Here is a 24,561-nt window from a genome sequence, read left to right on the forward strand (position 1 = left end):
GGGCGATCAACGTTGCAAAACCCTTACCAGCGTCGAACCAAGCGCGGACGGGGAATCGGCAACCTCGATTCCCGCACTGCGCATTGCCTCCATCTTGTCTTCGGCACCGCCCTTGCCACCGGAGATGATCGCCCCGGCATGGCCCATGCGACGCCCTGGAGGGGCGGTGACGCCGGCGATGAAGCCGACGACGGGTTTCTTGATCTTCGACTGCTTGATGAACTCGGCCGCCTCTTCTTCCGCGCTGCCGCCGATTTCACCGATCATGATGATCGATTCGGTTTCATCGTCGCCCAGGAACAGTTCCAGGCAGTCGATGAAATTGGTGCCGTTCAGCGGATCGCCGCCGATCCCGATGCAGGTCGTCTGACCGAGCCCGGCCGCCGTCGTCTGGGCGACCGCCTCGTAGGTCAGGGTGCCCGACCGCGAGACGATGCCGACCGTGCCGCGGCGATGGATATGGCCCGGCATGATGCCGATCTTGCATTCGTCGGGGGTGATCACGCCCGGGCAGTTCGGACCGATCAGCCGGGTGCTGGAACCGCTGAGCTTGCGCTTGACCCGCATCATGTCGAGCACCGGAATGCCTTCGGTGATGCAGACCGCGAGCTCGATCCCCGCATCCTCGGCCTCGAGGATCGCGTCGGCCGCGAATGGCGGCGGGACGTAGATCACGCTCGCCGTCGCGCCGGTCTTCTCGACCGCCTCCGCGACCGTATCGAAGACCGGCAGATCGAGATGGGTGGTTCCGCCCTTGCCCGGCGTCACGCCGCCGACCATGCGGGTCCCGTAGGCGATCGCCTGTTCGGAATGAAAGGTGCCCTGGGCGCCGGTGAAGCCCTGACAAATCACTTTGGTCTGGGCGTTGACGAGAACGGCCATCAGGCGGCCTCCTTGACGGCTTTGACGACTTTTTCCGCGGCGCTGCCAAGATCGTCCGCGGACAGGATTGGAAGGCCCGATTCGGCCATGATCTTCTTGCCGAGCGCCACGTTGGTGCCTTCGAGGCGAACGACGAGCGGCACCGAGAGCTTCACTTCGCGGGCCGCGGCGACGACGCCTTCGGCAATCACGTCGCAGCGCATGATGCCGCCGAAGATATTCACCAGGATGCCCTCGACGTTGGGATCCGAGAGAATGATCTTGAAGGCTTCCGTCACCTTCTCCTTGGTCGCCCCGCCGCCGACATCGAGGAAGTTGGCCGGCGCGCCGCCGTTCAGCTTGATGATGTCCATCGTCGCCATGGCGAGACCGGCGCCGTTGACCATGCAGCCGATATTGCCGTCGAGCTTGATGTAGTTGAGATCGAACTCGGCCGCCCGGCGCTCTGCCGGATCCTCTTCGTCGGGATCGCGCAGTTCCTGCAGATCCTTGTGCCGGTACAGCGCGTTGTCGTCGAAATTCATCTTGGCATCGAGCGCGATGACCTCGCCGGCGCCGGTGACGACCAGCGGGTTGATTTCCACCAGGCTCGCGTCGGTATCGGTGAAGGCCCTGTAGAGCGCCAGGATGAACTTCACCGCGGCACCGACCTGCTTGCCCTCGAGGCCGAGGCCGAGGCCGAAGGCGATGCGACGGGCGTGGAACGGCTGAATGCCGATCGCCGGGTCGATCCGCACCTTGATGATCTTCTCCGGCGTCTTCGCCGCGACTTCCTCGATCTCCATCCCGCCTTCGGTGGAGGCCATGATGGTCACGCCGCCGAAATCGCGGTCGACGACCGCGCCGAGATAAAGCTCGCGGGCGATGTCGGAGCCTTCCTCCACATAGATCCGGTTCACCTTGCGACCCTGCGGGCCGGTCTGGTGGGTTACCAGGTTCATGCCGAGAATGGCCTTGGCCGCCGCCATCGCGTCGTCCGCCGACTTGGTGACCTTGACGCCGCCGCCCTTGCCGCGCCCGCCGGCATGGATCTGCGCCTTGACGACCCAGACCGGTCCGGCGAGGCCGTCGACGACCTTGCGTGCTTCCTCGAGTGAATAGGCAACGCCGCCCTTGGGTACGGGTACGCCGTATTTTGCTAGCAGGGCTTTCGCCTGATGTTCGTGAATATTCATCTGTGTCCGGTCGTTGCAGGGAGGACGTGGCGTCGATGCTGCCGGCTCCCGAACCGAGCGTCCCGTGCGACGCCGCTCCGAATGTCGGCGGCACCTGGCGTGCCGCCTCCGACTTATAGCATCAGGGAAACGGCACGCAACCGCCTAGCCGCGTGCCGCGCCGCGATCACTTGCCAAGCGAGGGATCGATCTCCTTGCAGGCGGCGATCAGTCCGCGCACCGCGCCGACCGACTTGTCGAACATCGCGCGCTCGTCCGCGGTCATGTCGATTTCGACGACGCGCTCGATGCCGCCGGCACCGATGACCGTCGGCACGCCGACATAAATATTCTCGAGACCGTACTGGCCATCCAGATGGGCGGCGCAGGGCAGCACCCGCTTCTTGTCCTTGAGATAGGCCTCGGCCATCTGGATCGCCGACGCCGCCGGCGCATAGAAGGCGGAACCGGTCTTCAGCAGGCCGACGATCTCGGCGCCGCCGTCGCGGGTCCGCTGGACGATGGCGTCGATATTCTCCTGGGTGGTCCAGCCCATCTTCACGAGATCGGGAACCGGGATGCCGGCAACCGTCGAATAGCGCGTCAGCGGCACCATCGTGTCGCCGTGGCCGCCCAGCACGAAGGCCGTCACATCCTCGACCGAGACGTCAAACTCGTCGGCCAGGAAGTGGCGGAAGCGGGCGGAGTCGAGAACCCCGGCCATGCCGACGACCTTGTTGTGCGGCAGGCCGCAGATCTCGCGCAGCACCCAGACCATGGCGTCGAGCGGATTGGTGATGCAGATGACGAAGGCGTCCGGGGCATGTTCCTTGATGCCCGCGCCAACCGACTGCATGACCTTGATGTTGATGCCGAGCAGATCGTCGCGGCTCATGCCCGGCTTGCGGGCGACACCGGCGGTGACGATGCAGACATCCGCGCCGGCGATCGCCGAATAGTCGTTGGCGCCGGTCATCCGCGCGTCGAAATCGTCGACCGGGCCCGACTGCGCGATGTCGAGCGACTTGCCTTGCGGGAGGCCTTCGACGATGTCGAACAGCACGATGTCGCCCAGTTCTTTCAGAGCGGCCAGATGAGCCAACGTGCCGCCGATGTTTCCGCCGCCGATCAAGGCGATTTTCTTGCGCGCCATTATTCTTCTCCGCAAAGTGAATGTCGGGCCTGCGCGGCGGCTCGTACCGCAGCACGGGGTCGAGGGGGATGTAGCCCTTTTCCCCGCGTCGGGCAAGGCGGCGCACCGCGACGCACAAAGAGTTTAGCGATTTCGCGAAAATCTGACCGATTGGTCAAAGAATTCGCTAGCGTTCGGTGCGGATGCTTGCACTCGCCGGCTTCGGCGCGCTAAGTACCGCAGCAACGGGCGACGATGGCGACACCTGAAGCCCGGCGAGACGGGCCGCGCCACCTGCGCGGGAGGAAACCTGAAGGAGTAGGCCAGAATGAACGAAATCCACCACTTCATCGGCGGCAAGAAGGTGACCGGCAAGTCCGGCCGCTTCGGTCCGGTTTACAACCCTTCGACCGGCGAGCAGTCGTCCAAGGTCGCCCTCGCGAGCGCCGCCGAGACGGCTGCTGCGATCGCCGATTCCGAGGCCGCCTTCCGCGGTTGGGCAGCGACGCCGGCGATCACGCGGGCCCGCGTGATGTTCAAGTTCAAGGCGCTTTGCGAAGCGAATATCGAAGAACTCGCGACGATGGTCGCGAACGAACATGGCAAGGTGCTCTCCGACGCGCGCGGCTCGGTGATCCGCGGCCTCGAGGTCGTCGAGTTCGCCTGCGGCATCCCGCATCTCCTGAAGGGCGAGTTCTCGGACAATGTCTCCGCCGGCATCGACATGTATTCGATGCGCAAGCCGCTCGGCGTCTGTGCCGGCATCACCCCGTTCAACTTCCCGGCCATGGTGCCGATGTGGATGTTCGCGGTCTCGATCGCCTGCGGCAACACCTTCGTCCTGAAGCCGTCGGAGAAGGATCCGTCGCTTGCCATCCGCATGGCCGAGCTGATGCTCGAGGCGGGCGCGCCGGCCGGTGTGCTCAACGTCGTCAACGGCGACAAGGAAGCAGTCGACGTCCTGCTCTCCGACCCGCTCGTCAAGGCGGTCAGCTTCGTCGGCTCCACGCCGATCGCGCGCTATGTCTATGCGACCGCGGCTGCCAACGGCAAGCGCGTCCAGGCCATGGGCGGCGCCAAGAACCACATGATCGTGATGCCGGACGCCGATCTCGACAAGGCCGTCGACGCGCTGATGGGCGCCGGCTACGGCTCGGCCGGCGAACGCTGCATGGCGGTATCCGTCGCGGTCGCCGTCGGCGGCGTCGGTGACGAGCTGGTTGAACGCCTCAAGCCGCGCATCGAGAGCCTCAAGGTCGGCCCGTCGCTGTCCGCCGATTCCGACATGGGCCCGCTGGTCACCCGCGAGCATATGGAGAAGGTCCGCGGCTATATCGATCTCGGCGTCAAGGAAGGCGCGAAGCTCGCAGTCGATGGTCGCGATCTCCGCCTGCAGGGCTACGAGAACGGCTTCTTCCTCGGCGGCAGCCTGTTCGACGAGGTCAAGACGGACATGCGGATCTACAAGGAAGAGATCTTCGGGCCGGTGCTCTCGGTCGTTCGCTCGAACAGCTTCGACGAGGCGCTCGCCATGGCGACCGACCACGAGTTCGGCAACGGCGTCGCGATCTTCACCCGTGACGGCGATGCGGCCCGAGCCTTCGCCGACAATGTCGAGGTCGGGATGGTCGGCGTCAACGTGCCGATCCCGGTTCCGCTCGCCTTCCACTCCTTCGGCGGCTGGAAAGCCTCCGCCTTCGGCGATCACAACCAGCATGGCCCGGACGGCGTGCGCTTCTATACCAAGCTGAAGACCGTCACCTCGCGCTGGCCCACGGGCATCCGCGCCGGCGCGGAATTCATCATGCCGACGCACAAGTAAGCCGCCGGCTGACGTTGAGGCAGATGCAGGGTGGCGCCTCCGGAGGGCGCCACCCTTTTTTGTGAGCCGGACCGGATCGCCAGGACCAACATGAACGACGCATCCGCAGAACAGGCCGCCGCCGAGGGACCTCTGGCCGCCTACCGGGCGCTCCGGCGGGCCGGCGAGCTGGCCCACGACCCGGTGCAGGAACTGGCCGTCGAGAAGCTGCAGACCCTGCACAAGCGGCTAGTCGGCTACGATCCGACCTTCAAGCCGCACTGGACCGATTTCTTCCGCGGGCGCGGCAACCCGAACGACCGGGCGTCGCCGCCGCAGGGCCTCTACATGTTCGGCGGCGTCGGGCGCGGCAAGTCGATGCTGATGGACCTGTTCTACCGGACCGCGCCGGTCGAGAAGAAGCGGCGTGTGCATTTCCACGCCTTCATGCAGGAGATCCACGCCACAATTCACCGCTGGCGCCAGGCCCGGGACGAACGCGCCTCGGACCCGATGCCACCGCTGGCCGAGGGGATTGCCGCCGGGGCCTGGCTGCTCTGCTTCGACGAGATGCAGGTAACGGACGTCGCTGACGCGATGCTGCTCGGCCGCTTATTCCAGTATCTGTTCAACCATGGCGTCGTGGTTGTCTTCACCTCCAACCGGCCGCCTGACGACCTCTACAAAGGTGGCCTGAACCGGGAGCTGTTCCTGCCGTTCATCGCCATGATCAAGGAAGAGCTTGACGTCCTTCACCTCGACGGTGGCACCGACTACCGGCTCGAACGGCTGAGCCACGGGCGGGTCTATTTCCAGCCGCTTGGCGAGGAGGCCGACCGGTCACTCGAAGAGGTCTTCAACGGCCTGATCGAGGGCGCCGAGCTCGTCTCCGAGGAACTGACTGTGCAGGGCCGGACGATCGTGACGCCCCTTACCGCCCGCCATGTCGCGCGCTTCCGCTTCGAGGAATTGTGCGCGAGGCCGCTCGGCGCCGCCGACTATCTGGCGCTCGCCGAACGCTATCACTCGATCGTTCTCACCGGCATTCCCAAGCTCGGGCCGGAGAAGCGGAACGAGGCCAAGCGCTTCGTGACCCTGATCGACGTGCTCTACGAGAACCGTGTCAACCTGATCGCGAGCGCCGACGCGCCGCCCGCGGCTCTCTACCCCGAAGGCGATGGCAGCTTCGAATTCGGCCGCACCGCCTCGCGGCTGATGGAGATGCAGTCGGAGGATTACCTGATCGCCCCGCACGGCGGCCAGAACGGCGGCTGAGGCCGGATCCTATGCTCCATCCCGTCGCATCCAGGCGGCGGTGTCTCGTTCCGCCTCGATGTCGCTTTCGGCGAGCGCGGCGGCGACCCGCGCCTGATCCTCGGCCGACTTGTTCTGGCTGAGCTTGGCCTTGCCCTCCAGCCGCTCGACGGGCAGCGCGAAGGCCGTGATGCCGCGCATCATGCCCTCGTTGAAGCGATCGGAATTCCGCGCCATCGACCAGGCCTCCGACCCCTCGCCCTCGTAAGTCGCGACCAGCAGGTCCTGTTGCGCATGCACGGTGTCCGCGTCCGCAACGGGGGCGAGCTGGCCATGGGCATGGACGGCGAGGTAATTCCAGGTCGGCACCGACTCCTTCGCCGCATACCAGCGCGGCGAGACATAGGCATGCGGGCCGCTGATGATGACGAGTGCCCGGGCGCCGGCGGCAATTGCCGTGCTGTGCGGATTGCCACGCGCAACATGGCCGTAGAATGTGCCCTCGGCGCCGGCCGCGGCGTCATAGAGCAGCGGCAGATGGGTGGCAAGCGGCGTGCCATCGGCCTCGGTCGTGATCAGAAGGCCGAAGCCGTGCGCCGGCAGCAGCCGGCTGAGCAGCGCCCTGCCGTCCGCGGCGAAATGCGGCGGGATATACATCGTGCGTCCTCGTCAAAAAAAAGAGGCCGCCTCGATATCTGGCGGCCTCCTGATGCAGCAATTCCGGGCCTTGATCAGCCCTGTCGTTCCACCATCATCTTCTTGATCTCGGCGATGGCCTTCGCCGGGTTCAGGCCCTTCGGGCAGGTTTTCGTGCAATTCATGATCGTGTGGCAGCGATAGAGCCGGAACGGATCCTCGAGCGCGTCGAGCCGTTCGCCGGTTGCCTCGTCGCGGCTGTCGATCAGCCAGCGATAGGCCTGCAGCAGGATGGCGGGCCCGAGGAACCGATCGGAGTTCCACCAGTAACTCGGGCATGAGGTCGAGCAGCAGGCGCAGAGGATGCATTCGTAGAGGCCGTCGATCTTCGCGCGGTCCTCCCGGCTCTGCAGCCGCTCCTGGTCCGGCGGCGCCGGGGTCTCCGTCTGCATCCACGGCTGGATGGAGGCATATTGCGCGTAGAAGTTGGTGAGGTCGGGGACCAGATCCTTGACCACCGGCTGATGCGGCAGCGGATAGATCTTCACGTCGCCCTTGACCTCGTCGATCCCCTTCGTGCAGGCGAGCGTGTTGGTCCCGTCGATATTCATCGCGCAGGAACCGCAGATCCCCTCCCGGCAGGAGCGCCGGAAGGTCAGGGTCGGGTCGACCTCGTTCTTGATCTTGATGAGCGCGTCGAGAACCATCGGGCCGCATTCGTCGAGATCGATCTCGTAGCTGTCGACGCGCGGATTGGCGCCCGAATCCGGGTCCCAGCGATAGACCCGGAAGGTCCGTGAGTTCTTTGCGCCCTCGGCCTTGAAGCTCTTGCCCTCGGTAACCTTGGAATTACTGGGCAGGGTGAATTCAGCCATTTTCTTTGCCTCCGCCTCAGTAAACCCGCGCCTTCGGCGGGAAATATTGGACCTCGTCGCTCATGGTGTAGTCGTGCACCGGCCGGTACTCGATCTTCACCTTCCCCGCGTCGTCGATGTAGATGAGCGAGTGCTTCATCCAGTTCTCGTCGTCGCGGTCCGGGAAGTCCTCGCGGGCATGCGCGCCGCGGCTTTCCTTCCGGTTCTCGGCGGCATGCATCGACACCACCGCCTGGCGGATCATGTTGTCGAGTTCGAGCGATTCGACGAGGTCGGAGTTCCACACCATCGAGCGATCGCTGACCTTGATCGACGGCATCTCCTCCCAGACCTTGCCGATCAGGTCCTTGCCCTCCTCCAGCGTCTCGCCGGTGCGGAAGACGGCGCAGTTGTTCTGCATCGTCTGCTGCATGTGGTCACGGATCTCGGCCGTGGGCAGGTCGCCGTCAGCGTGGCGCAAGCGGTCGAAGCGATCGAGCGCCTGATCGAGCGCCGAGGCCGGCAGGTCCTTGTGCGGCGCGCCGGGGCGCATGAGTTCGGCCCCGCGGTTGGCCGCGGCCCGGCCGAAGACCACGAGGTCGATCAGCGAGTTGGAACCGAGCCGGTTGGCGCCGTGAACCGAGACGCAGGCCGCCTCGCCCACCGCCATCAGGCCCGGAACGACGGCGTCGGTATCGCCGTCGCGCGGGGCAATGACCTCGCCGTGATAGTTGGTCGGGATGCCGCCCATGTTGTAATGCACCGTCGGCAGCACCGGGATCGGCTGCTTGGTGACGTCGACGCCGGCGAAGATCTTCGCCGATTCCGAGATGCCGGGCAGCCGCTCATGCAGGATCGCCGGATCCAGATGGTCGAGATGCAGGTAGATATGGTCCTTCTTCGGACCGACGCCCCGGCCTTCGCGGATCTCCAGGGTCATCGCCCGGCTGACCACGTCGCGGCTTGCCAGGTCCTTGGCGCTCGGCGCGTAACGCTCCATGAAGCGCTCGCCCTCGCTGTTCAGGAGATAACCGCCCTCGCCGCGCGAACCCTCGGTGATCAGGCAGCCCGAGCCGTAGATGCCGGTCGGATGGAACTGGGTGAATTCCATGTCCTGGAGTGGCAGTCCGGCGCGCAGCACCATGCCGCCGCCGTCGCCGGTACAGGTGTGCGCCGAGGTGCAGGAGAAGAAGCAGCGGCCGTAGCCACCCGTGGCGAGCACGACCATGTGACTGCGGAACAGATGGAGCGATCCGTCGTCGAGGCACCAGGCGAGCACGCCGCGGCAGGCCCCCTCGTCATCCATGATGAGGTCGAGGGCGATATACTCGATATAGAAGGTCGATTCGTGCTTCAGCGACTGGCCGTACAGCGTGTGCAGCATGGCGTGACCGGTGCGGTCCGCCGCCGCGCAGGTGCGCTGCGCCTGGCCCTCGCCGAAATTGGTCGTCATGCCGCCGAAGGCGCGCTGGTAGATCTTGCCTTCCGGCGTGCGGCTGAAGGGGACGCCGAAATGCTCGAGCTCGAGCACCGCGGCCGGCGCCTCGCGGCACATGTACTCGATCGCATCCTGGTCGCCGAGCCAGTCCGACCCCTTGACGGTGTCGTACATGTGCCAGCGCCAGTTGTCCTCGCCCATGTTGCCGAGCGAGGCCGAGATGCCGCCCTGGGCGGCGACGGTGTGGCTTCGCGTCGGGAAGACCTTCGTCACGCAGGCCGTCTTGAGGCCGGCCTGGGCCATGCCCATGGTCGCGCGAAGGCCGGCGCCGCCGGCGCCGACGACCACGACGTCGTACTTGTGCTCATGAATCGGATAGCTTGCGGGCATCGTTCTTATCCTCCGAAACCGAGCTTCAGCACCGCCCACATCGAGGCGACGCCGACAATGACAACGGCAAATTTCACAAGGGTCAGCATGACCAGCTTGGCCGCCTCACCGTGGACGTAATCCTCGATCACGACCTGCAGGCCGAGGAGGAGATGGTAGAACAGGACCGCGACCAGGACCGCCGCGACGATCGTCGCGAACGGCGACGCCATGATCGAACGCGCCGCGTCATAGTCAGCGCCGGTCAGCGCGATCACCAGTCCGGCAAAGACGAGAACCAGCGGGATCAGCGCCACCGCGGTCAGTCGCTGATGCCACCAGTGATGGGTGCCCTCTTTCGCCGAACCGAGGCGACGGACCTTCTTCAGGGGTGCTACGAGGCTCATGTCTCAGCTCCCGACCGTGTAGGCGAGGCCGAAGGCAATCACCGTGAGTGCCACAGAGCAGATCAGGACCGCCATGCCCGATTTCGCCGCCGTCTCGAGCTCGAAGCCGCGCCCGGTGTCCCAGACCAGATGCCGGATCCCGTTGCAGAGATGATAGAAAAGCGCCCAGGTGAAGCCGAGCAGCACGAGTTGTCCGAACCACGAGCCCAGGAAGCCAGCCGCCGTGGCGTAGCTTTCAGGGCCCGTCGCCAGGGCAATCAACCACCAGGCCAGCAACAGGGTGCCGATGCCGAGGACAACCCCGGTCATGCGGTGAAGGATCGACAGGACGCTTGTGATCTGCGGCCTGTAGATCTGCAAATGTGGAGAGAGCGGTCGCTCGACGTTTGCCATTACGGCGCCTTTCTGCCAAGGGCACGAGGTCTTCTATTGGTTCGGTCGGATCAGGATGCATCCGGGTACGGTCAGCGTCAATGCCGGCCCCAACGGGACTGAGCTGAGGATTCGCACTTATCGTTGAACACGCGGCATCATAACCCAGTAATCCAGTTCAAGCACTATTTCAGCACGCCGCTTGCCGTCAGCGTCCCGGTCGGGGTAGTCGGTGCAGGCGTGATTCTTGGCGGCGCATGTGCGGATTCGGAGATATCCGGCCTTCGGTCCGGCCTCGGCCTTGTCGAGAATCTCCGACCAGGCATAGATCGTGTCGCCCGCGAAGGTCGGCGACGTATGGCTGCCGCCATTGATCGCGACGACAAAGCAGCCGTTGCCGAGCCCGTTGAAACTGAGGGCGCGCGCCAGGCTGATGATGTGCCCGCCGTAGATCAGCCGTCGTCCGAAGCGGCCCTTGCCCTCGACATGCTGATTGAAATGGACCCGCGACGTGTTCTGGTAGAGACGGGTGGCGAGCATGTGCTCCGCCTCCTCGATCGTCATGCCGTCGACATGGTCGATCCTCTCGCCCACGGAGTAGTCGTCGAACAGATGCGGCGAACCTGCCAGCAGGGTGTCGTATCCGTCCGGTTCGAAACCCGCCGGCATGACCAGTTCGGACGGGTCGAGCGCCGCCTTCAGGGTCGGCACGACGGGCGCCGGCGCCGGCGTCGCCTCGTCCCGTTTCCTCACCATCACCCAGCGGACATAGTCGAGCACCGCTTCGCCGGTCTCGTCGCGACCGATGGAGCGGACATAGACGACACCGGTCTTGCCGTTCGAATTCTCCTTCAGGCCGATCACTTCGGACCGCGTCGACAGGGTCGCGCCCGGGTAGACGGGTTTCAGGAACCGGCATTCCGCGTAGCCGAGATTGGCGACGGCGTTCAGCGAGACGTCGGGTACGGTCTTGCCGAACACGACATGGAAGACCAGCAGATCGTCGAGCGGCGTGTCCGGCAACCCGGTGGCGCGAGCAAAACTCGCGGCCGAGGTCAGCGGGAAGCGACTGCCGTAAAGCGCGGTATAGAGCGCCGCATCGCCGGTCGTGACGGTCCGGGGCGTGGCATGGACCAGCTCCTGGCCAAGCCGGAAATCCTCGAAGAAGTTGCCGGAGCTCGTTTTCGATCCGCTCACGTCAGGCCGCTCCCGATTCCAGGGCCTCGATCGCCGCCGCCATCTCGACGATGCGGCGGGCGTTCTCCACGTGCAGGTTCTCGACCAGCCGGCCGTTGACGACGACGACCGCCTTGCCGGCCGCGTCGGCGGCCGCGAAGGCGGTAATGATCTCCTTCGATTCCGCGATCTCGGCCGCGGTCGGGCCGAAGATCTCGTTCGCGCCCGCGACCTGGGACGGGTGGATCAGCGTCTTGCCGTCGAAGCCAAGTTCGAGGCCCTGGCGGCAGCTCTCGGCGAAACCCTCGCCGTTGGCGAGATCGAGATACACGCCGTCGAGAATGGCGAGGTCATGCGCCCGCGCGGCGAGCAGGCAGAGGCCGAGCGAGGTCAGCATCGGCAGCCGGGCCTGGGTATGGCGGGCGTGCAGATCCTTGGTGAGGTCGGAGGTGCCCATCACCAGGCACCCGAGCCGGGGCGTCGAGCCGGCGATCTCGGCGGCCTGCAGAATGCCGCGCGGGGTTTCCATCATGCACCAGATGGCGGTCGTGGCGGCCGCGCCATGGGCATCCATCAGGGCCTCGGCGGCCCGCACCTGCTGCCCGCTCTCGACCTTCGGCAACAGGATCGCATCGGCGCCGGCACCTGCCGCGGCGACAAGATCGTCCCGTCCCCAGGGCGTCTCCAGGCCGTTGACGCGTATGATCAGCTCACGGCCGCCATAGCCGCCCGACCTGACGTTGTCACAGACGATGCCGCGCGCCTCCGCCTTGGCGTCCGGCGCGACCGCGTCCTCCAGATCGAGAATGAGGGCGTCGGCCGGCAATGACTTGGCCTTCTCCTGCGCGCGCGCATTGGATCCCGGCATGTACAGTACGCTACGGCGCGGGCGCGCAGTCTGACGCATCTGATTCTCTCCAGTTATAGTGTTGTTTCGGAACGATCTTTTCCGTCGCTGGGGAGATTACATCCGGGCTAACCTCTGTGGCAAGCTCGGGCGCCGCAGCAAGGGAGAGAACCGTGGCGAACGTCCTATCCATCCAGTCCCAGGTCGTCTGGGGTCACGTCGGGAACTCGGCCGCCGCCTTCGCGCTGCAGCGCCTCGGGCACGAGGTCTGGCAGATCCCGACGGTGCTGCTGTCCCATCATCCGGGCCACGGCAATCCGGCCGGGCAGGCTTTCGACGCTGGCCTGATCGACCGGATGGTCGACAGCATCGCCGCCCAGGGCGTGCTCGCGGCCAGCGCCGGGATCATCTCCGGTTATGCCGCTACGGTCGCGAACGCTGAGGCGATCGGTCGCGCGGCGGCGCTGGCGCGGGCTGCCAACCCGTCGACGATATGGCTTTGCGATCCGGTCTTCGGCGACTTCGACACCGGGATCTATGTCGAGGCCGGACTGCCCGACTTCTACTGGAATCACCTGATGGCCGGGGCCGATATCGCGACGCCGAACCAGTTCGAGCTTGGCAGGATGACCGGGATTCACATCGACAGCCTGACGACGGCGCTACGTGCGATCGAATCGATCCGGGCGAAGGGACCGGCCGCTGTGGTCGCGACCTCGGTGCTGCTGCCGGAACTCGGCGAGGAGCGGATCGGCACGCTCGCGATCAACCGGGACGGCGCCTGGCTGGTCACGACACCGCGTCTCGACGCGCCGCAGAAGGGCACCGGCGACGTCTTCGCGGCACTGCTTCTCGGGCATCTGCTAAACGGACGGGAGATGGGGGACGCTCTCGCCGCCGCGGTCGGCAGCGTCTATCGCCTGCTCGGCGCGAGCGTTGCAGCGAACAGCCCGGAAATGCTACTAGTCGAGGCTCAGGCGGCGCTCGCCGAGCCGGCGTCGGTGACCCTTCGCCGGCTCGGCTGAGTCGTCAGGCCGCCTTCTTCAGGAAGCGGCGGCCAACCAGCTCGGCGATCTGAACCGCGTTCAGTGCCGCGCCCTTGCGCAGGTTGTCCGAGACCACCCAGATATTCAGGCCGTTCTCGATCGTCGGATCCTCGCGGATCCGGCTGACGAAGGTGGCGAACTCGCCGACACAGTCGACCGGCGTGATGTAGCCGCCATCCTCTCGCTTGTCATAGACCATGACGCCCGGCGCCTCGCGCAGGATCTCGCGCGCCTCGTCGGCGGAAATCGGGTTCTCGAACTCGATGTTCACCGCTTCGGCATGCCCGACGAAGGTCGGCACGCGGACGCAGGTCGATGTCAGCCTGATCTTGCGGTCGAGGATCTTCTTGGTCTCGGCCACCATCTTCCATTCCTCCTTCGTCGAGCCGTCATCCATGAAGACGTCGATATGGGGAATGACGTTGAAGGCGATCTGCTTGCTGAAGATCTCCGGCGTCGGCGGATCGTTGACGAATACGCCCTTGGTCTGGTTGAACAGCTCATCCATCGCCGCATGCCCCGCGCCCGAGGTCGACTGATAGGTCGAGACCACGACACGGCGGATCGTCGCATGATCGTGCAGCGGCTTCAGGGCAACGACGAGTTGCGCCGTCGAGCAGTTCGGGTTGGCGATGATGTTCCGCCGCGTATAGCCGGCCGCCGCGTCCGGATTGCATTCCGGCACGATCAACGGCACGTCCTCGTGCATGCGGAAATACGAGGCATTGTCGATCACCAGGCAGCCCTGCGCGGCGGCCTTCGGCGCGAACACCTTCGAGACCTCGCTTCCGGCCGAGAACAGCGCGAAATCGAAACCGGTGAAATCGAAGGTCTCCAGCGCCTTCGCTTTGAGCACGGTATCGCCATACTGGACGTCTTTGCCGACCGAACGGTTCGACGCGAGTGCCACCACCTCGGTAGTGGGGAATTCGCGCTCGGCAAGAATATTCAGCATCTCTCGGCCCACGTTACCCGTGGCGCCGACAACGGCGACGCGATAGCCCATTTTCTTCTTCCCTATGCGCCGGGCGACGCCCAGCGCGACGCCCTTCTGGTGCTTCTTCAGGCGGCCTGTTTGTCCAGTTCACGGACAATGGCGTCGCCCATGGTCGAGGTCGACACCTTGGCCTTGCCGGTCGACATGATATCGGCGGTCCTGAGGCCCCCGGCAAGGACCTGCTGGACCGCGGTCTCGATCATCGTGGCGTCATCGGCAAGGTCGAAGGAATAACGCAGCGCCATCGCGAACGAGAGCAGCGTCGCGATCGGGTTCGCCAGTTCCTTGCCCGCGATATCCGGGGCCGATCCGTGCACCGGCTCGTAGAGCGCATGGCGACGCCCGGTCGCGTCGGCATCACCGAGCGAGGCGGACGGCAGCATGCCGAGAGAGCCGGTCAGCATCGCCGCCTCGTCCGACAGGATATCGCCGAACAGGTTGTCGGTGACGATGACATCGAACTGCTTCGGCGCGCGGACGAGCTGCATGGCGGCATTGTCGGCATACATGTGCTCGAGCCCGACGTCGGCATATTCCGCGTCGTGCAGCTTCTGCACTTCCTCCCGCCACAGCACGCCAGATTCCATGACGTTCGCCTTCTCGCAGGACGTCACCCGGTTGCCCCGCTTGCGCGCCAGCTCGAAGGCAACGCGCGCGACACGGTGGATCTCGGAGGTCGTGTAGACCTGCGTGTTGACGCCCCGGCGCTCGCCGTTGCCGAGATCCTCGATCCCGCGCGGCTCGCCGAAATAGACGCCGCCGGTGAGTTCACGGACGATCATGATGTCGAGTCCCTCGACGATCTCCGGCTTCAGCGACGAAGCCTCGACGAGCGCGCTGAAACAGATCGCCGGGCGCAGGTTGGCGAACAGGCCGAGTTCCTTGCGGAGCCGGAGAAGACCGCGCTCCGGCTTGACCGAGAAATCGAGATTGTCCCACTTCGGGCCGCCGACGGCGCCGAGCAGGACGGCATCGGCTGCCTGGGCCTTCTCCATCGTCGCATCGGCCAGCGGCACGCCGTGGGCGTCGATCGCCGAACCGCCGACGAGGTCCTCTTGCAGCGCGAAGCTCACATGCCGCCGATGGTCCATCCATTCGACGACGCGATAAACCTCGCGCATGACTTCCGGGCCGATCCCGTCACCCGGCAGAACCAAGAGGCTCCTGTTCGATGCCATGTTGTCAACGTCCCCCAATACTCGATTACGAACTCAACGAAACAGCCAGGGCTGCGCCGCCTGCTGCTCCGCCTCGTAGCGGTCGATCTGCCCGGAACGCTGCAGCGACAGGCCGATGTCGTCCAGACCGTTCATCAGGCAATGCTTGCGGAACGGGTCGATCTCGAAATGGATCGTGCCGCCGTCCGGGCCGCTGATCGTCTGGCTTTCCAGGTCGACCGTTACGCGCGCATTGGCGCCGCGCTCCGCATCGTCCATCAGCAAGTCGACCTGCTCCTTCGGCAACCGGATCGGCAGAATGCCGTTCTTGAAGCAGTTGTTGTAGAAGATGTCGGCGAACGACGTCGCGATGACGCAGCGGATGCCGAAATCGAGCAGCGCCCAGGGGGCATGCTCGCGGCTCGAACCGCAGCCGAAATTGTCGCCGGCGACGAGAATCTGGGCGTTCCGGTAGGCCGGCTTGTTGAGCACGAAATCGTCGATCTCCGCGCCTTCGGTCGTATAGCGCAGCTCCTCGAAGAGATGCTTGCCCAGACCGGTCCGCTTGATCGTCTTCAGGAACTGCTTCGGGATGATCATATCGGTGTCGATATTGACCATCGGCAGCGGCGCGGCGATGCCGTCCAGCCTGGTGAATTTTTCCATCGCGCGTTCCCCCGTCAGCCCAGTTCGCGAACGTCGGCAAGGTGGCCGGTGACGGCAGCCGCCACCGCCATTGCCGGGCTCACCAGATGGGTCCGTCCGCCGCGGCCCTGCCGGCCCTCGAAATTGCGATTCGACGTCGAGGCACAGCGCTCGCCGGGCTCGAGCCGGTCGGCGTTCATCGCCAGGCACATCGAGCAGCCGGGCTCGCGCCATTCGAAGCCGGCCTCGAGGAAGATCCGGTCGAGACCCTCTTCCTCCGCCTGATGCTTCACCAAGCCCGACCCCGGAACGATCATCGCCTGCACCCCGTCAACGACCTTCCGGCCCTTGGCGACCGCAGCGGCGGCGCGCAGATCCTCGATCCGGCCGTTCGTGCAGGAGCCGATGAAAACCCTGTCGATCTTGAGCTCGCGCATCGGCGTACCGGCCTTCAGGCCCATATAGTCGAGCGCCCGGCGGATCGACTGCGCCCGATCCGGGTCGCTTTCGTTTGCCGGGTCCGGCACGCTGCCAGTGATCGGCACGACCGCCTCGGGGCTGGTGCCCCAGGTGACATGCGGGACGATCTCGGTAGCGTCGAGCACCACCTCGCGATCGAACCTGGCGTCCGGATCGCTGACCAGGCTGCGCCAGTAGTCGGCGGCCTGTTCCCAGGCGGCGCCCTTGGGCGCCATGGGGCGGCCCTTCACGTACTCGATCGTGGTCTCGTCGACGGCGATCAATCCGGCGCGCGCGCCGGCCTCGATCGACATGTTGCAGACCGTCATGCGGCCTTCCATCGAAAGCGCCTGCACCGCCTCGCCGGCATACTCGATGACATGACCGGTGCCGCCGGCGGTGCCGATGTGGCCGATGATGGCAAGCACCATGTCCTTCGCCGTGACCCCGGCGGGCAGCCGTCCGTTCACCGTCACCCGCATGTTCTTCGCGCGGGCCTGGATCAGGGTCTGGGTGGCGAGCACATGCTCGACCTCGGAGGTCCCGATTCCGAAGGCAAGCGCACCGAACGCGCCGTGCGTCGAGGTGTGCGAATCGCCGCAGACGATCGTCATGCCCGGCAGGGTCAGACCCTGTTCCGGTCCGATGATATGGACGATGCCCTGGCGGGGATCGTCCATGCCGTAATAGGGCACGCCGAAATCCGCGCAATTCTTCTCGAGCGTCTCGATCTGGATCCGGCTCTCGCTGTCCTTGATGCCGGCGGAACGGTCGGTGGTCGGCACGTTGTGATCGGCCACCGCGAGCGTCGCCTCTGGCCGGCGCACCTTGCGGCCGGCGGTCCGGAGTCCTTCGAAGGCCTGCGGACTCGTCACTTCATGAACAAGATGACGGTCGATGTAGAGCAGGCAGGTACCGTCGTCCTGCTGATCGACCAGGTGACTGTCCCAGATCTTGTCGTAGAGCGTCTTGCCGTTGGCCATGCTCGCCTTCCCCTGTTCCAGATACGCCGGCGCGGGTCGTCGGTCGGCGCTCGCGCGCCGCCGATATCAGGCCGAGGCCGCGTCCTTCGTCCGCGCGCGGTCGTCGCGCTTCTCGGTGATGCGGGCCTTCTTGCCGCGCAGTTCACGGAGATAGTAGAGCTTGGCCCGGCGGACGACGCCGCGACGCACGACCTCGATCGAATCGATGCGCGGCGAATAGAGCGGGAAAACGCGCTCCACACCCTCACCGTAGGAAATCTTCCGCACCGTGAAGGAGGCATTGATGCTGCCGCCCGAACGCGCGATGCAGACGCCCTCGAAGGCCTGCACACGCTCGCGGGTGCCCTCGACGACCTTGACGTTCACGCGCAGCGTGTCGCCCGGCCCGAATACCGGCACCGGCCGTGCCGCGACGAGCTTCTCGATCTGCTCGCGCTCGATCTCCTGGATCACATTCATGCTGTCACCTTTGCCCTTGCTTGCGCGCGACATGGCGCGACCAGAGGTCGGCCCGCCGAGCGCGTGTCACTGTCTCAGCCTGTTCCTGCCGCCACGAACGGATCTGCCCGTGATGGCCCGATAAAAGAACCGGCGGCACCTCGCGGTCCCGCCAAACCTGCGGACGGGTGAATTGCGGATACTCCAGCAAACCCGTCTCGAAACTCTCTTCCCGCGTCGAGTCCGCGTTGCCCGCCACGCCGGGCAACAGACGGACCACCGCCTCGATCAACGCCATCGCCGCCACTTCGCCGCCGGCAAGCACGAAGTCCCCGAGGCTGACCTCCTCAAGCGCATAGGCGTCGATCACCCGCTGGTCGATGCCCTCGAAACGGCCGCACAACAGCACAACCCCCTCCGCCGCCGCAAGCTCGTGCATGAAAGCCTGATCCATCAGGCGTCCACGCGGGCTCAGACAAAGGGCGCGGTACCGCGCGTTACCTGCCCCGGCGGCCTCGAGCGCGTCGGCAACGATGTCGGGACGCATGACCATGCCGGGACCGCCGCCAAAAGGCGTATCGTCCACGGAGCGGTGTTTATCGCGCGCAAAATCGCGAATGTCCACTGTTTCAAGCGAGACCATTCCGCGATCGAGCGCCCGCCCGACGATGCTGAGGCCGAGCGGCCCGGGGAAGGCTTCCGGAAAAATCGTCACGACCCGTGCCGACCACCGCAATTCCTCCGCCGCGGCCGCCGCCTCGTCCCGATCCTGAACGAGCGCGCTCACGCTTCCGGCTCCGTCTCGCCGGCCGCTGCCTCGCCGTCTCCGGCTTCCGGCAGCAGGCCGTCGAGCGGCCGGAAGGCGATCCGGCCGGCCCCGATATCGACCGTCGGCACGCAATCCCGCGTGAACGGAACGAGGATCGTCGCACCACCACCGGACGGGGCGATCTCGAGGATGTCGCCGGCGCCGAAATCATGCACCGCGCGAACCTGTCCCCAGGTCTCGCCGTCGTCGTCGCCGTCCCCGAGACGCACGGCCTCGAGGCCGATCAGGTCCTCGCGGTAGAAGGCTTCCGGTTCGTCGATCGCCGGCAGCTTGCTGCGCGCCACCATCAACTGCCGACCCTTCAGCGCCTCGGCGGCGTTGCGGTCGCCGACCCCGTCGATCCGCACCACCACGTTCCCCTTGGCATTGCCGACGACGCGCAGCCGGTACTCCCGGCCCGCCTCGTCACGCAACGGGCCGTAAGCCGCGACATCCTCGGGCACCTCGGTGAAGCTCTTCAGCTTCACCTCGCCGCGGATGCCACGTGCTCCGGTCACGATGGCCAACGGGATCATGGGGTCGTCGTCCGGCATGGGGTGTCAGCGGCGGCTCAGGCCTCCGCCGGCGCCTCTTCGGCCGGGGCTTCTTCCGCCGGGGCGGCCGCCGCTTCGGCAGCCGCCGCAGCCTTGGCCTCGGCCGCTTCCTGTTGCTCCTTCAGACGCTCCTGGGCCTTCGCCTTCGGCTTCGCCTTCTCCGGGTTGTTGAAGGTCGGCGTGGCGATCAGCCCGGCCTTGCCGAGGAACGCGGCGACCCGGTCGGTCGGCTGCGCGCCGTGGCCGAGCCAGTACTTGACGCGCTCCTCGTCGAACTGGACTCGGGTCTCGTCGGACTTGTCCAGCATCGGGTCGTAGCGGCCGATGCTCTCCAGATAGCGGCCGTCGCGCGGGCTGCGCGAATCGGCGACGACGATACGATAATAGGGGCGCTTCTTAGCACCCATGCGGGTGAGGCGGATCTTCAGGGCCATGTCTTTGTGTCCTTCTTCGTTGAACTGGATCGGGGGCCGCGGGCGGCCGTTACATCTTCGGCAAGAGACCCGACAGGCCGGCGCGCATGACGCCCTTCTTGCCGAGCTTCTTCACCTTCTTCATCATCGTTGCCATCTGCTTGTGCTGCTTCAGCAGGCGGTTCACGTCCTGGACCGTGGTCCCGGACCCGGCCGCGATGCGGCGCTTGCGCGACGCGGCGATTATCTCGGGCCGGCGCCGTTCCTTCGCCGTCATCGACTGGATCATCGCCTCCTGGCGAACCAGGATACGCTCGTCGACATTGGCGGCCGCCATCTGCTTCTTCATCTTGCCGACCCCGGGCAGCATGCCCATGAGCCCCTCGATCCCGCCCATCTTGCGCATCTGGCGGAGCTGCTGGGCGAGGTCGTTGAGATCGAAGTGACCCTTCTCGAACTGCTCGGCGAGGCGCTCGGCCTCCTCCTGCTCGATCGATTCGGCGGCCTTCTCGACCAGGCTGACGACATCGCCCATGCCGAGGATACGGTTGGCGATCCGGTCCGGGTGAAAGGCTTCCAGCGCATCGAGCTTCTCGCCGGTACCGAGCAGCTTGATCGGGCAACCGGTAATGGCGCGCATCGACAGCGCGGCGCCGCCGCGTCCGTCGCCGTCCATGCGGGTCAGCACGATGCCGGTGACGCCGGCCCGCGACTTGAACTGTTCGGCGACGTTGACCGCGTCCTGGCCGGTCAGCGCGTCGGCGACCAGCAGCACCTCGGCCGGCTGGGTCGCGGCATGCACGGCGGCGACCTCGGCCATCAGCGCCTCGTCGACATGCAGCCGGCCGGCGGTGTCGAGCATCACCACGTCGAAGCCCTGGAGGCGCGCCGCCTGCAGCGCCCGCTTGGCGATATCGACCGGCATCTGGCCGGCGATGATCGGCAGGGTCGCGATCCCCGCCTGCTCGCCGAGAATCTTCAACTGTTCTTGGGCGGCCGGTCGACGGGTGTCGAGCGAGGCCATCAGGACCTTCTTCTTCTCCCGGTCGGTCAGCCGCTTGGCGATCTTCGCGGTCGAGGTCGTCTTGCCCGAGCCCTGCAGGCCGACCATCATGATCGGCACCGGCGGCACGGCGGCGAGCGACAGCCCGGCGCTTTCCCCGCCCAGCATCTCGACCAGCTGGTCGTTGACGATCTTGATGACCATCTGGCCCGGCGTGACCGAGCGCAGCACCTCGGCGCCAACGGCGCGGGTCCGGACCTTGGCGACGAAGCTCTTGACGACGGGCAGCGCGACATCGGCCTCGAGCAGGGCCACGCGCACTTCGCGCAGCGCCTCGTCGACATCGCCCTCGCCGAGCGCGCCCCGTTTGGTCAGCCGCTCGAAGACCTCGCCGAGCCGTCCGCTCAATCGCTCGAACATCGCCATCCCTCTGTCCCGCCGGTTTCCTGCCGACCCGATCGCCCTGTCCGGGGACAAGGCGATACAAACGCAAAATCGCCAGTGCGCGAAACTCGCGGACTGGCGTACGCCGCTGGCGCGGCGGTCCCGTCATAGCCATTGATGGGCAGCGCTATAAGCCACAGGTTGGCAGGCTCCGTCAAGTCACGGCCGCGCGGCGGCGCTGGACCGGGAGACGGAGAACGCCTATATCGGCGCACATGAACGGACGCGCCTTTCGAAAGATGCACGGCCTCGGCAACGATTTCGTCGTGCTCGATGCGCGGCGGGAGCCCATCACGCTCCCGCCGGCGACGGCGCGCGCCATCGCCGACCGGCATCGCGGGATCGGTTTCGACCAGCTTCTGATCATCGAACCGTCCGACCGGGCCGACGCCTTCATGCGCACCCTCAACGCCGACGGCAGCGAATCGGGCGCCTGCGGCAACGGCACGCGCTGCGTCGGACGGCTGCTGATCGAGGAGACCGGCAGGGACCGGGTGACCATCGAGACTCGCGCCGGCCTGCTGTCGGTCGCCCGCCTGCCCGACGGGCGCTTCGCCGCCCGCATGGGCCGGCCCCGGCTCGACTGGCGCGACATCCCGCTCGCCCGGGAAATGGACACGCTCCATCTCCAGCTCGCCGTCGAGGCGGCGGACGGCACCCGGCTTGCCGATCCGGCGGGCGTCAACATGGGCAATCCGCACGCGATCTTCTTCGTCGAGGACGCCGAGGCGATCCCGCTCGCCGAACTCGGTCCCCGTCTCGAACATGACCCGCTGTTTCCCGAGCGCGCCAATATCGGCATCGTCAGCCCGCTCGGCGCGAACCGGGTCCGCTACCGGGTCTGGGAGCGCGGCGTCGGCATCACGCTCGCCTGCGGCTCCGGCGCCTGCGCGGCCCTGGTCGCCTCGGCCCGGCGCGGCGTGACCGGGCGCCATGCCGAACTCGTCGTTGACGGCGGCCTGCTGGAAGTCCGCTGGCGCGAGGAAGACGACGATGTCGAGCTGATCGGCCCGGCGACACTCGCCTACGAAGGCCGTCTCGGCACCGAGATGCTGCCCGACACGCTTTCGGGAGCGGCCTGATGGCGGCCCCGGAACTCGTCACCTTCGGCTGCCGGCTGAACGCCTATGAATCGGAAGTCATGCGCGAGCTGGCGACCGAGGCCGGTCTCGACAACACGGTAATCGTCAATACCTGCGCCGTTACGGCCGAGGCCGAACGACAGGCCCGGCAGGCGATCCGCAAGCTGCGTCGCGAACGTCCCGACGCCCGGATCATCGTCACCGGCTGCGCCGCCCAGACGGCACCGGCGAAATTCGCCGCGATGCCGGAAATCGACCAGATCCTCGGCAATGCCGAGAAGCTGGAGCGGGCCTCCTACACCGAGCACGCGGACAGCCGCATCCTGGTCAACGACATCATGTCGGTGAGCGACACGGCCGGCCACCTGATCGAGGGCTTCGAAGGCCGCGCCCGCGCCTTCCTGCAGATCCAGAACGGCTGCGACCATCGCTGCACCTTCTGCATCATCCCCTATGGCCGCGGCAACAGCCGCTCGGTGGCACTGCCTGAAATCGTCGCCCAAGCACGCAAGCTCGCAGAGGCCGGCTATCAGGAAATCGTTCTGACCGGCGTCGACATCACCGCCTATGGGGCCGACCTGCCCGGCGCCCCGACGCTCGGCCAGATGACCCGGCGGCTGCTCGCCCAGGTGCCGGCGATCCGGCGTCTCCGGCTTTCCTCGCTCGACCCGGTCGAGATGGACGAGGATCTCTGGCGCCTGATCGGCGACGAGGAACGGCTGATGCCGCATCTCCACATGAGCCTGCAGGCCGGCGACGACATGGTGCTGAAGCGCATGAAGCGGCGGCATTCCCGCGACGACGCCATCGGGTTCTGCGACCGGGCCCGGGCGCTCAGGCCGGATATCGCCTTCGGCGCCGACCTGATCGCCGGCTTTCCGACCGAAACCGACGAGATGGCGGCGAACACCCTCGCGCTCGTCGGGGAACTTGGCCTCGTGCACCTGCATGTCTTTCCCTATTCGGCCCGCGAAGGCACTCCCGCCGCGCGCATGCCGCAGGTCCCGATGCCGGTCCGCAAGGCCCGCGCCGCGGCGCTGCGCGAGGCCGGCGCCCGCAACCTGGCAGCCTGGCTCGGACGCCAGGTCGGGACTGCGACGGAGTTGCTGATGGAAACCGACCGGCAGGGTCGGACCCCGCATTATGCGAGCGTGAACCTCGACGAGCCGGCGCTGCCCGGGACCCTCGTCGCGGCCGAGATCGTCGACCATGACGGCACGGAACTGAAAGCGAGGTGGCGCTGATGGCCGCGGCCGAGGAAAAGGCACGAAAAGGTTGGTTCGGGCGCCTGAAGGACGGACTGAAACGCTCCTCCAGCGCGCTGACCGAGGGCATCGGCGCGATCTTTACCAAGCGCAAGCTCGACAGCGCGATGCTGGAAGAGCTCGAGGATCTGCTGATCAGCGCCGATCTCGGCGTCTCGACCTCGGCCAAGGTGACCGCCGCCTTCGCCAGGGGCCGCTTCGACAAGGAGATCTCGCCCGAAGACGTGCGTGCCGCGCTCGCCGACGAGATTGCCGCGATCCTCGAGCCGGTGGCGGTCCCGTTCACGCCCGACCCCACGAAGAAGCCCTTCGTCGTCCTCGTGGTCGGCGTCAATGGCGGCGGCAAGACGACCACGATCGGGAAGCTGTCCGCGCAGTTCCGCGCCGCCGGCAAGAAGGTGACGCTGGCCGCCGGCGACACCTTCCGCGCCGCGGCGATCGAGCAATTGCAGATCTGGGGCGAGCGGACCGGCGCCCAGGTCATCGCGCGCCAGGTCGGCGCCGATTCCGCCGGGCTCGCCTTCGACGCCGTCAAGGCGGCGGAAGCGAACGGCAGCGACATCGTAATGATCGACACCGCCGGCCGGCTGCAGAACAAGGCAACGCTGATGGCCGAGCTGCAGAAGATCTGCCGGGTGCTGCGCAAGGTCGACGATGCCGCGCCGCATGCTGTGCTGCTGGTCCTCGACGCCACGACCGGCCAGAACGCGATCGGCCAGGTCGAGGTCTTCACCGAGACCTGCGACGTTACCGGCCTGGTTATGACCAAGCTCGACGGCACCGCGCGCGGCGGCGTGCTGGTCGCGATCGCCGACCGTTTCGGCATGCCGGTTCATGCGATCGGCGTCGGCGAGTCGGCGGAAGACCTTCAGTCCTTCGAGGCGCGAGACTTCGCGCGCGCCTTGGTCGGCTTCGATTCCCGCTGAGTTTCCCGCGAATCGGCGG

25 protein-coding genes are annotated in these 24,561 nt (G+C 66.3%); 6 read left to right on the forward strand and 19 right to left on the reverse strand.

The genetic code is table 11. The features are described from left to right. Window positions 1–6: 6 nt before the first annotated feature. From sucD to mdh, 3 genes are all read right to left on the reverse strand, one after another. Complete coding sequence (gene sucD, locus OCH7691_RS01215; RefSeq protein WP_085881606.1) at window positions 7–882, reverse strand: succinate--CoA ligase subunit alpha; 876 nt, start codon at window positions 880–882, stop codon at window positions 7–9. Continuing rightward, a complete protein-coding gene (sucC, locus tag OCH7691_RS01220; protein ID WP_085881607.1) occupies window positions 882–2,057 on the reverse strand; it encodes an ADP-forming succinate--CoA ligase subunit beta in 1,176 nt (391 codons plus the stop codon). The genes sucD and sucC overlap by 1 nt, the downstream gene beginning before the upstream one ends. A gap of 166 nt (window positions 2,058–2,223) precedes the next feature. After that, complete coding sequence (gene mdh / locus OCH7691_RS01225) at window positions 2,224–3,189, reverse strand: malate dehydrogenase (protein ID WP_085881608.1); 966 nt, start codon at window positions 3,187–3,189, stop codon at window positions 2,224–2,226. A gap of 307 nt (window positions 3,190–3,496) precedes the next feature. On the opposite strand from mdh, the gene OCH7691_RS01230 reads away from it, so the two are divergent. Together OCH7691_RS01230 and zapE are read left to right on the forward strand one after the other, a co-directional pair. Beyond that, window positions 3,497–4,990: a CoA-acylating methylmalonate-semialdehyde dehydrogenase gene (locus OCH7691_RS01230; protein ID WP_085881609.1), complete on the forward strand. Its 1,494-nt coding sequence runs from the start codon at window positions 3,497–3,499 to the stop codon at window positions 4,988–4,990. 90 nt (window positions 4,991–5,080) lie between these two features. Next, complete coding sequence (zapE, locus tag OCH7691_RS01235; protein ID WP_085881610.1) at window positions 5,081–6,244, forward strand: cell division protein ZapE; 1,164 nt, start codon at window positions 5,081–5,083, stop codon at window positions 6,242–6,244. 9 nt (window positions 6,245–6,253) lie between these two features. On the opposite strand, the gene OCH7691_RS01240 is transcribed toward zapE, so the two are convergent. From OCH7691_RS01240 to OCH7691_RS01270, 7 genes are all read right to left on the reverse strand, one after another. After that, on the reverse strand, window positions 6,254–6,880 hold the full coding sequence (locus OCH7691_RS01240) for an FMN-binding negative transcriptional regulator (protein ID WP_085881611.1): 627 nt from the start codon (window positions 6,878–6,880) through the stop codon (window positions 6,254–6,256). A gap of 74 nt (window positions 6,881–6,954) precedes the next feature. Beyond that, the gene (locus tag OCH7691_RS01245; protein WP_085881612.1) at window positions 6,955–7,734 is read right to left on the reverse strand and encodes a succinate dehydrogenase iron-sulfur subunit; all 780 of its coding nucleotides are present in this window, start codon (window positions 7,732–7,734) and stop codon (window positions 6,955–6,957) included. 16 nt (window positions 7,735–7,750) lie between these two features. Further along, window positions 7,751–9,541 carry a succinate dehydrogenase flavoprotein subunit gene (gene sdhA, locus OCH7691_RS01250; RefSeq protein WP_085881613.1) on the reverse strand — a complete coding sequence of 597 codons (1,791 nt, stop codon included), beginning with the start codon at window positions 9,539–9,541 and terminating at the stop codon, window positions 7,751–7,753. Window positions 9,542–9,546: 5 nt separating this feature from the next. Beyond that, window positions 9,547–9,927 carry a succinate dehydrogenase, hydrophobic membrane anchor protein gene (sdhD, locus tag OCH7691_RS01255; protein ID WP_085881614.1) on the reverse strand — a complete coding sequence of 127 codons (381 nt, stop codon included), beginning with the start codon at window positions 9,925–9,927 and terminating at the stop codon, window positions 9,547–9,549. Between the two features lie 3 nt (window positions 9,928–9,930). Continuing rightward, window positions 9,931–10,320, reverse strand: coding sequence for a succinate dehydrogenase, cytochrome b556 subunit (sdhC, locus tag OCH7691_RS01260; protein ID WP_085881615.1), 390 nt, complete (start codon window positions 10,318–10,320; stop codon window positions 9,931–9,933). A gap of 117 nt (window positions 10,321–10,437) precedes the next feature. Next, window positions 10,438–11,496, reverse strand: a complete 1,059-nt coding sequence (locus tag OCH7691_RS01265) for a MaoC family dehydratase (protein ID WP_085881616.1) — start codon at window positions 11,494–11,496, stop codon at window positions 10,438–10,440. A 1-nt stretch (window position 11,497) separates the two neighbouring features. Beyond that, window positions 11,498–12,382, reverse strand: coding sequence for an HpcH/HpaI aldolase/citrate lyase family protein (locus OCH7691_RS01270; RefSeq protein WP_085881617.1), 885 nt, complete (start codon window positions 12,380–12,382; stop codon window positions 11,498–11,500). 113 nt (window positions 12,383–12,495) lie between these two features. On the opposite strand from OCH7691_RS01270, the gene pdxY reads away from it, so the two are divergent. Further along, window positions 12,496–13,347: a pyridoxal kinase gene (gene pdxY / locus OCH7691_RS01275; RefSeq protein WP_176244886.1), complete on the forward strand. Its 852-nt coding sequence runs from the start codon at window positions 12,496–12,498 to the stop codon at window positions 13,345–13,347. A gap of 4 nt (window positions 13,348–13,351) precedes the next feature. Here the strand turns inward: pdxY and OCH7691_RS01280 are convergent, their stop codons facing one another. From OCH7691_RS01280 to ffh, 9 genes are all read right to left on the reverse strand, one after another. Continuing rightward, on the reverse strand, window positions 13,352–14,374 hold the full coding sequence (locus OCH7691_RS01280) for an aspartate-semialdehyde dehydrogenase (RefSeq protein ID WP_085881619.1): 1,023 nt from the start codon (window positions 14,372–14,374) through the stop codon (window positions 13,352–13,354). 56 nt (window positions 14,375–14,430) lie between these two features. Beyond that, window positions 14,431–15,543 carry a 3-isopropylmalate dehydrogenase gene (leuB, locus tag OCH7691_RS01285; protein ID WP_085881620.1) on the reverse strand — a complete coding sequence of 371 codons (1,113 nt, stop codon included), beginning with the start codon at window positions 15,541–15,543 and terminating at the stop codon, window positions 14,431–14,433. Window positions 15,544–15,576: 33 nt separating this feature from the next. Further along, window positions 15,577–16,188, reverse strand: a complete 612-nt coding sequence (gene leuD / locus OCH7691_RS01290; RefSeq protein ID WP_085881621.1) for a 3-isopropylmalate dehydratase small subunit — start codon at window positions 16,186–16,188, stop codon at window positions 15,577–15,579. Between the two features lie 14 nt (window positions 16,189–16,202). Next, window positions 16,203–17,609, reverse strand: coding sequence for a 3-isopropylmalate dehydratase large subunit (gene leuC, locus OCH7691_RS01295; protein ID WP_085881622.1), 1,407 nt, complete (start codon window positions 17,607–17,609; stop codon window positions 16,203–16,205). A gap of 66 nt (window positions 17,610–17,675) precedes the next feature. Next, complete coding sequence (rplS, locus tag OCH7691_RS01300; RefSeq protein ID WP_085881623.1) at window positions 17,676–18,068, reverse strand: 50S ribosomal protein L19; 393 nt, start codon at window positions 18,066–18,068, stop codon at window positions 17,676–17,678. Window positions 18,069–18,072: 4 nt separating this feature from the next. Beyond that, the gene (gene trmD / locus OCH7691_RS01305; protein WP_085881624.1) at window positions 18,073–18,834 is read right to left on the reverse strand and encodes a tRNA (guanosine(37)-N1)-methyltransferase TrmD; all 762 of its coding nucleotides are present in this window, start codon (window positions 18,832–18,834) and stop codon (window positions 18,073–18,075) included. After that, window positions 18,831–19,391, reverse strand: a complete 561-nt coding sequence (gene rimM / locus OCH7691_RS01310) for a ribosome maturation factor RimM (protein WP_217807733.1) — start codon at window positions 19,389–19,391, stop codon at window positions 18,831–18,833. The genes trmD and rimM overlap by 4 nt, the downstream gene beginning before the upstream one ends. Before the next feature lie 35 nt (window positions 19,392–19,426). Then, window positions 19,427–19,843, reverse strand: a complete 417-nt coding sequence (rpsP, locus tag OCH7691_RS23795; protein ID WP_085881626.1) for a 30S ribosomal protein S16 — start codon at window positions 19,841–19,843, stop codon at window positions 19,427–19,429. Window positions 19,844–19,892: 49 nt separating this feature from the next. After that, a complete protein-coding gene (gene ffh, locus OCH7691_RS01320; RefSeq protein ID WP_085883427.1) occupies window positions 19,893–21,245 on the reverse strand; it encodes a signal recognition particle protein in 1,353 nt (450 codons plus the stop codon). Window positions 21,246–21,484: 239 nt separating this feature from the next. On the opposite strand from ffh, the gene dapF reads away from it, so the two are divergent. From dapF to ftsY, 3 genes are read left to right on the forward strand one after another with little or no spacing between them, the layout of a single operon-like run. After that, entirely contained in the window at window positions 21,485–22,351 is an 867-nt protein-coding gene (gene dapF, locus OCH7691_RS01325) for a diaminopimelate epimerase (protein WP_085881627.1), read from the forward strand. After that, window positions 22,351–23,595: a tRNA (N(6)-L-threonylcarbamoyladenosine(37)-C(2))-methylthiotransferase MtaB gene (gene mtaB / locus OCH7691_RS01330; RefSeq protein WP_085881628.1), complete on the forward strand. Its 1,245-nt coding sequence runs from the start codon at window positions 22,351–22,353 to the stop codon at window positions 23,593–23,595. The genes dapF and mtaB overlap by 1 nt, the downstream gene beginning before the upstream one ends. Then, on the forward strand, window positions 23,595–24,542 hold the full coding sequence (gene ftsY, locus OCH7691_RS01335) for a signal recognition particle-docking protein FtsY (protein ID WP_085883428.1): 948 nt from the start codon (window positions 23,595–23,597) through the stop codon (window positions 24,540–24,542). Before mtaB ends, ftsY begins: the two co-directional genes overlap by 1 nt. Window positions 24,543–24,561 lie beyond the last annotated feature (19 nt).

The organism is Oceanibacterium hippocampi, from assembly GCF_900172325.1.
Classification (GTDB): Bacteria; Pseudomonadota; Alphaproteobacteria; order Sneathiellales; family Sneathiellaceae; genus Oceanibacterium; species Oceanibacterium hippocampi.

Coding starts and splice junctions, on each gene's coding strand:
- sucD (WP_085881606.1), bottom strand. CDS start 882: ATGGCCGTTCTCGTCAACGCCCAGACCAAAGTGATTTGTCAGGGCTTC.
- sucC (WP_085881607.1), bottom strand. CDS start 2,057: ATGAATATTCACGAACATCAGGCGAAAGCCCTGCTAGCAAAATACGGC.
- mdh (WP_085881608.1), bottom strand. CDS start 3,189: ATGGCGCGCAAGAAAATCGCCTTGATCGGCGGCGGAAACATCGGCGGC.
- OCH7691_RS01230 (WP_085881609.1), top strand. CDS start 3,497: ATGAACGAAATCCACCACTTCATCGGCGGCAAGAAGGTGACCGGCAAG.
- zapE (WP_085881610.1), top strand. CDS start 5,081: ATGAACGACGCATCCGCAGAACAGGCCGCCGCCGAGGGACCTCTGGCC.
- OCH7691_RS01240 (WP_085881611.1), bottom strand. CDS start 6,880: ATGTATATCCCGCCGCATTTCGCCGCGGACGGCAGGGCGCTGCTCAGC.
- OCH7691_RS01245 (WP_085881612.1), bottom strand. CDS start 7,734: ATGGCTGAATTCACCCTGCCCAGTAATTCCAAGGTTACCGAGGGCAAG.
- sdhA (WP_085881613.1), bottom strand. CDS start 9,541: ATGCCCGCAAGCTATCCGATTCATGAGCACAAGTACGACGTCGTGGTC.
- sdhD (WP_085881614.1), bottom strand. CDS start 9,927: ATGAGCCTCGTAGCACCCCTGAAGAAGGTCCGTCGCCTCGGTTCGGCG.
- sdhC (WP_085881615.1), bottom strand. CDS start 10,320: ATGGCAAACGTCGAGCGACCGCTCTCTCCACATTTGCAGATCTACAGG.
- OCH7691_RS01270 (WP_085881617.1), bottom strand. CDS start 12,382: ATGCGTCAGACTGCGCGCCCGCGCCGTAGCGTACTGTACATGCCGGGA.
- OCH7691_RS01280 (WP_085881619.1), bottom strand. CDS start 14,374: ATGGGCTATCGCGTCGCCGTTGTCGGCGCCACGGGTAACGTGGGCCGA.
- leuB (WP_085881620.1), bottom strand. CDS start 15,543: ATGGCATCGAACAGGAGCCTCTTGGTTCTGCCGGGTGACGGGATCGGC.
- leuD (WP_085881621.1), bottom strand. CDS start 16,188: ATGGAAAAATTCACCAGGCTGGACGGCATCGCCGCGCCGCTGCCGATG.
- leuC (WP_085881622.1), bottom strand. CDS start 17,609: ATGGCCAACGGCAAGACGCTCTACGACAAGATCTGGGACAGTCACCTG.
- rplS (WP_085881623.1), bottom strand. CDS start 18,068: ATGAATGTGATCCAGGAGATCGAGCGCGAGCAGATCGAGAAGCTCGTC.
- rimM (WP_217807733.1), bottom strand. CDS start 19,391: ATGATCCCGTTGGCCATCGTGACCGGAGCACGTGGCATCCGCGGCGAG.
- rpsP (WP_085881626.1), bottom strand. CDS start 19,843: ATGGCCCTGAAGATCCGCCTCACCCGCATGGGTGCTAAGAAGCGCCCC.
- ffh (WP_085883427.1), bottom strand. CDS start 21,245: ATGTTCGAGCGATTGAGCGGACGGCTCGGCGAGGTCTTCGAGCGGCTG.
- dapF (WP_085881627.1), top strand. CDS start 21,485: ATGAACGGACGCGCCTTTCGAAAGATGCACGGCCTCGGCAACGATTTC.
- mtaB (WP_085881628.1), top strand. CDS start 22,351: ATGGCGGCCCCGGAACTCGTCACCTTCGGCTGCCGGCTGAACGCCTAT.
- ftsY (WP_085883428.1), top strand. CDS start 23,595: ATGGCCGCGGCCGAGGAAAAGGCACGAAAAGGTTGGTTCGGGCGCCTG.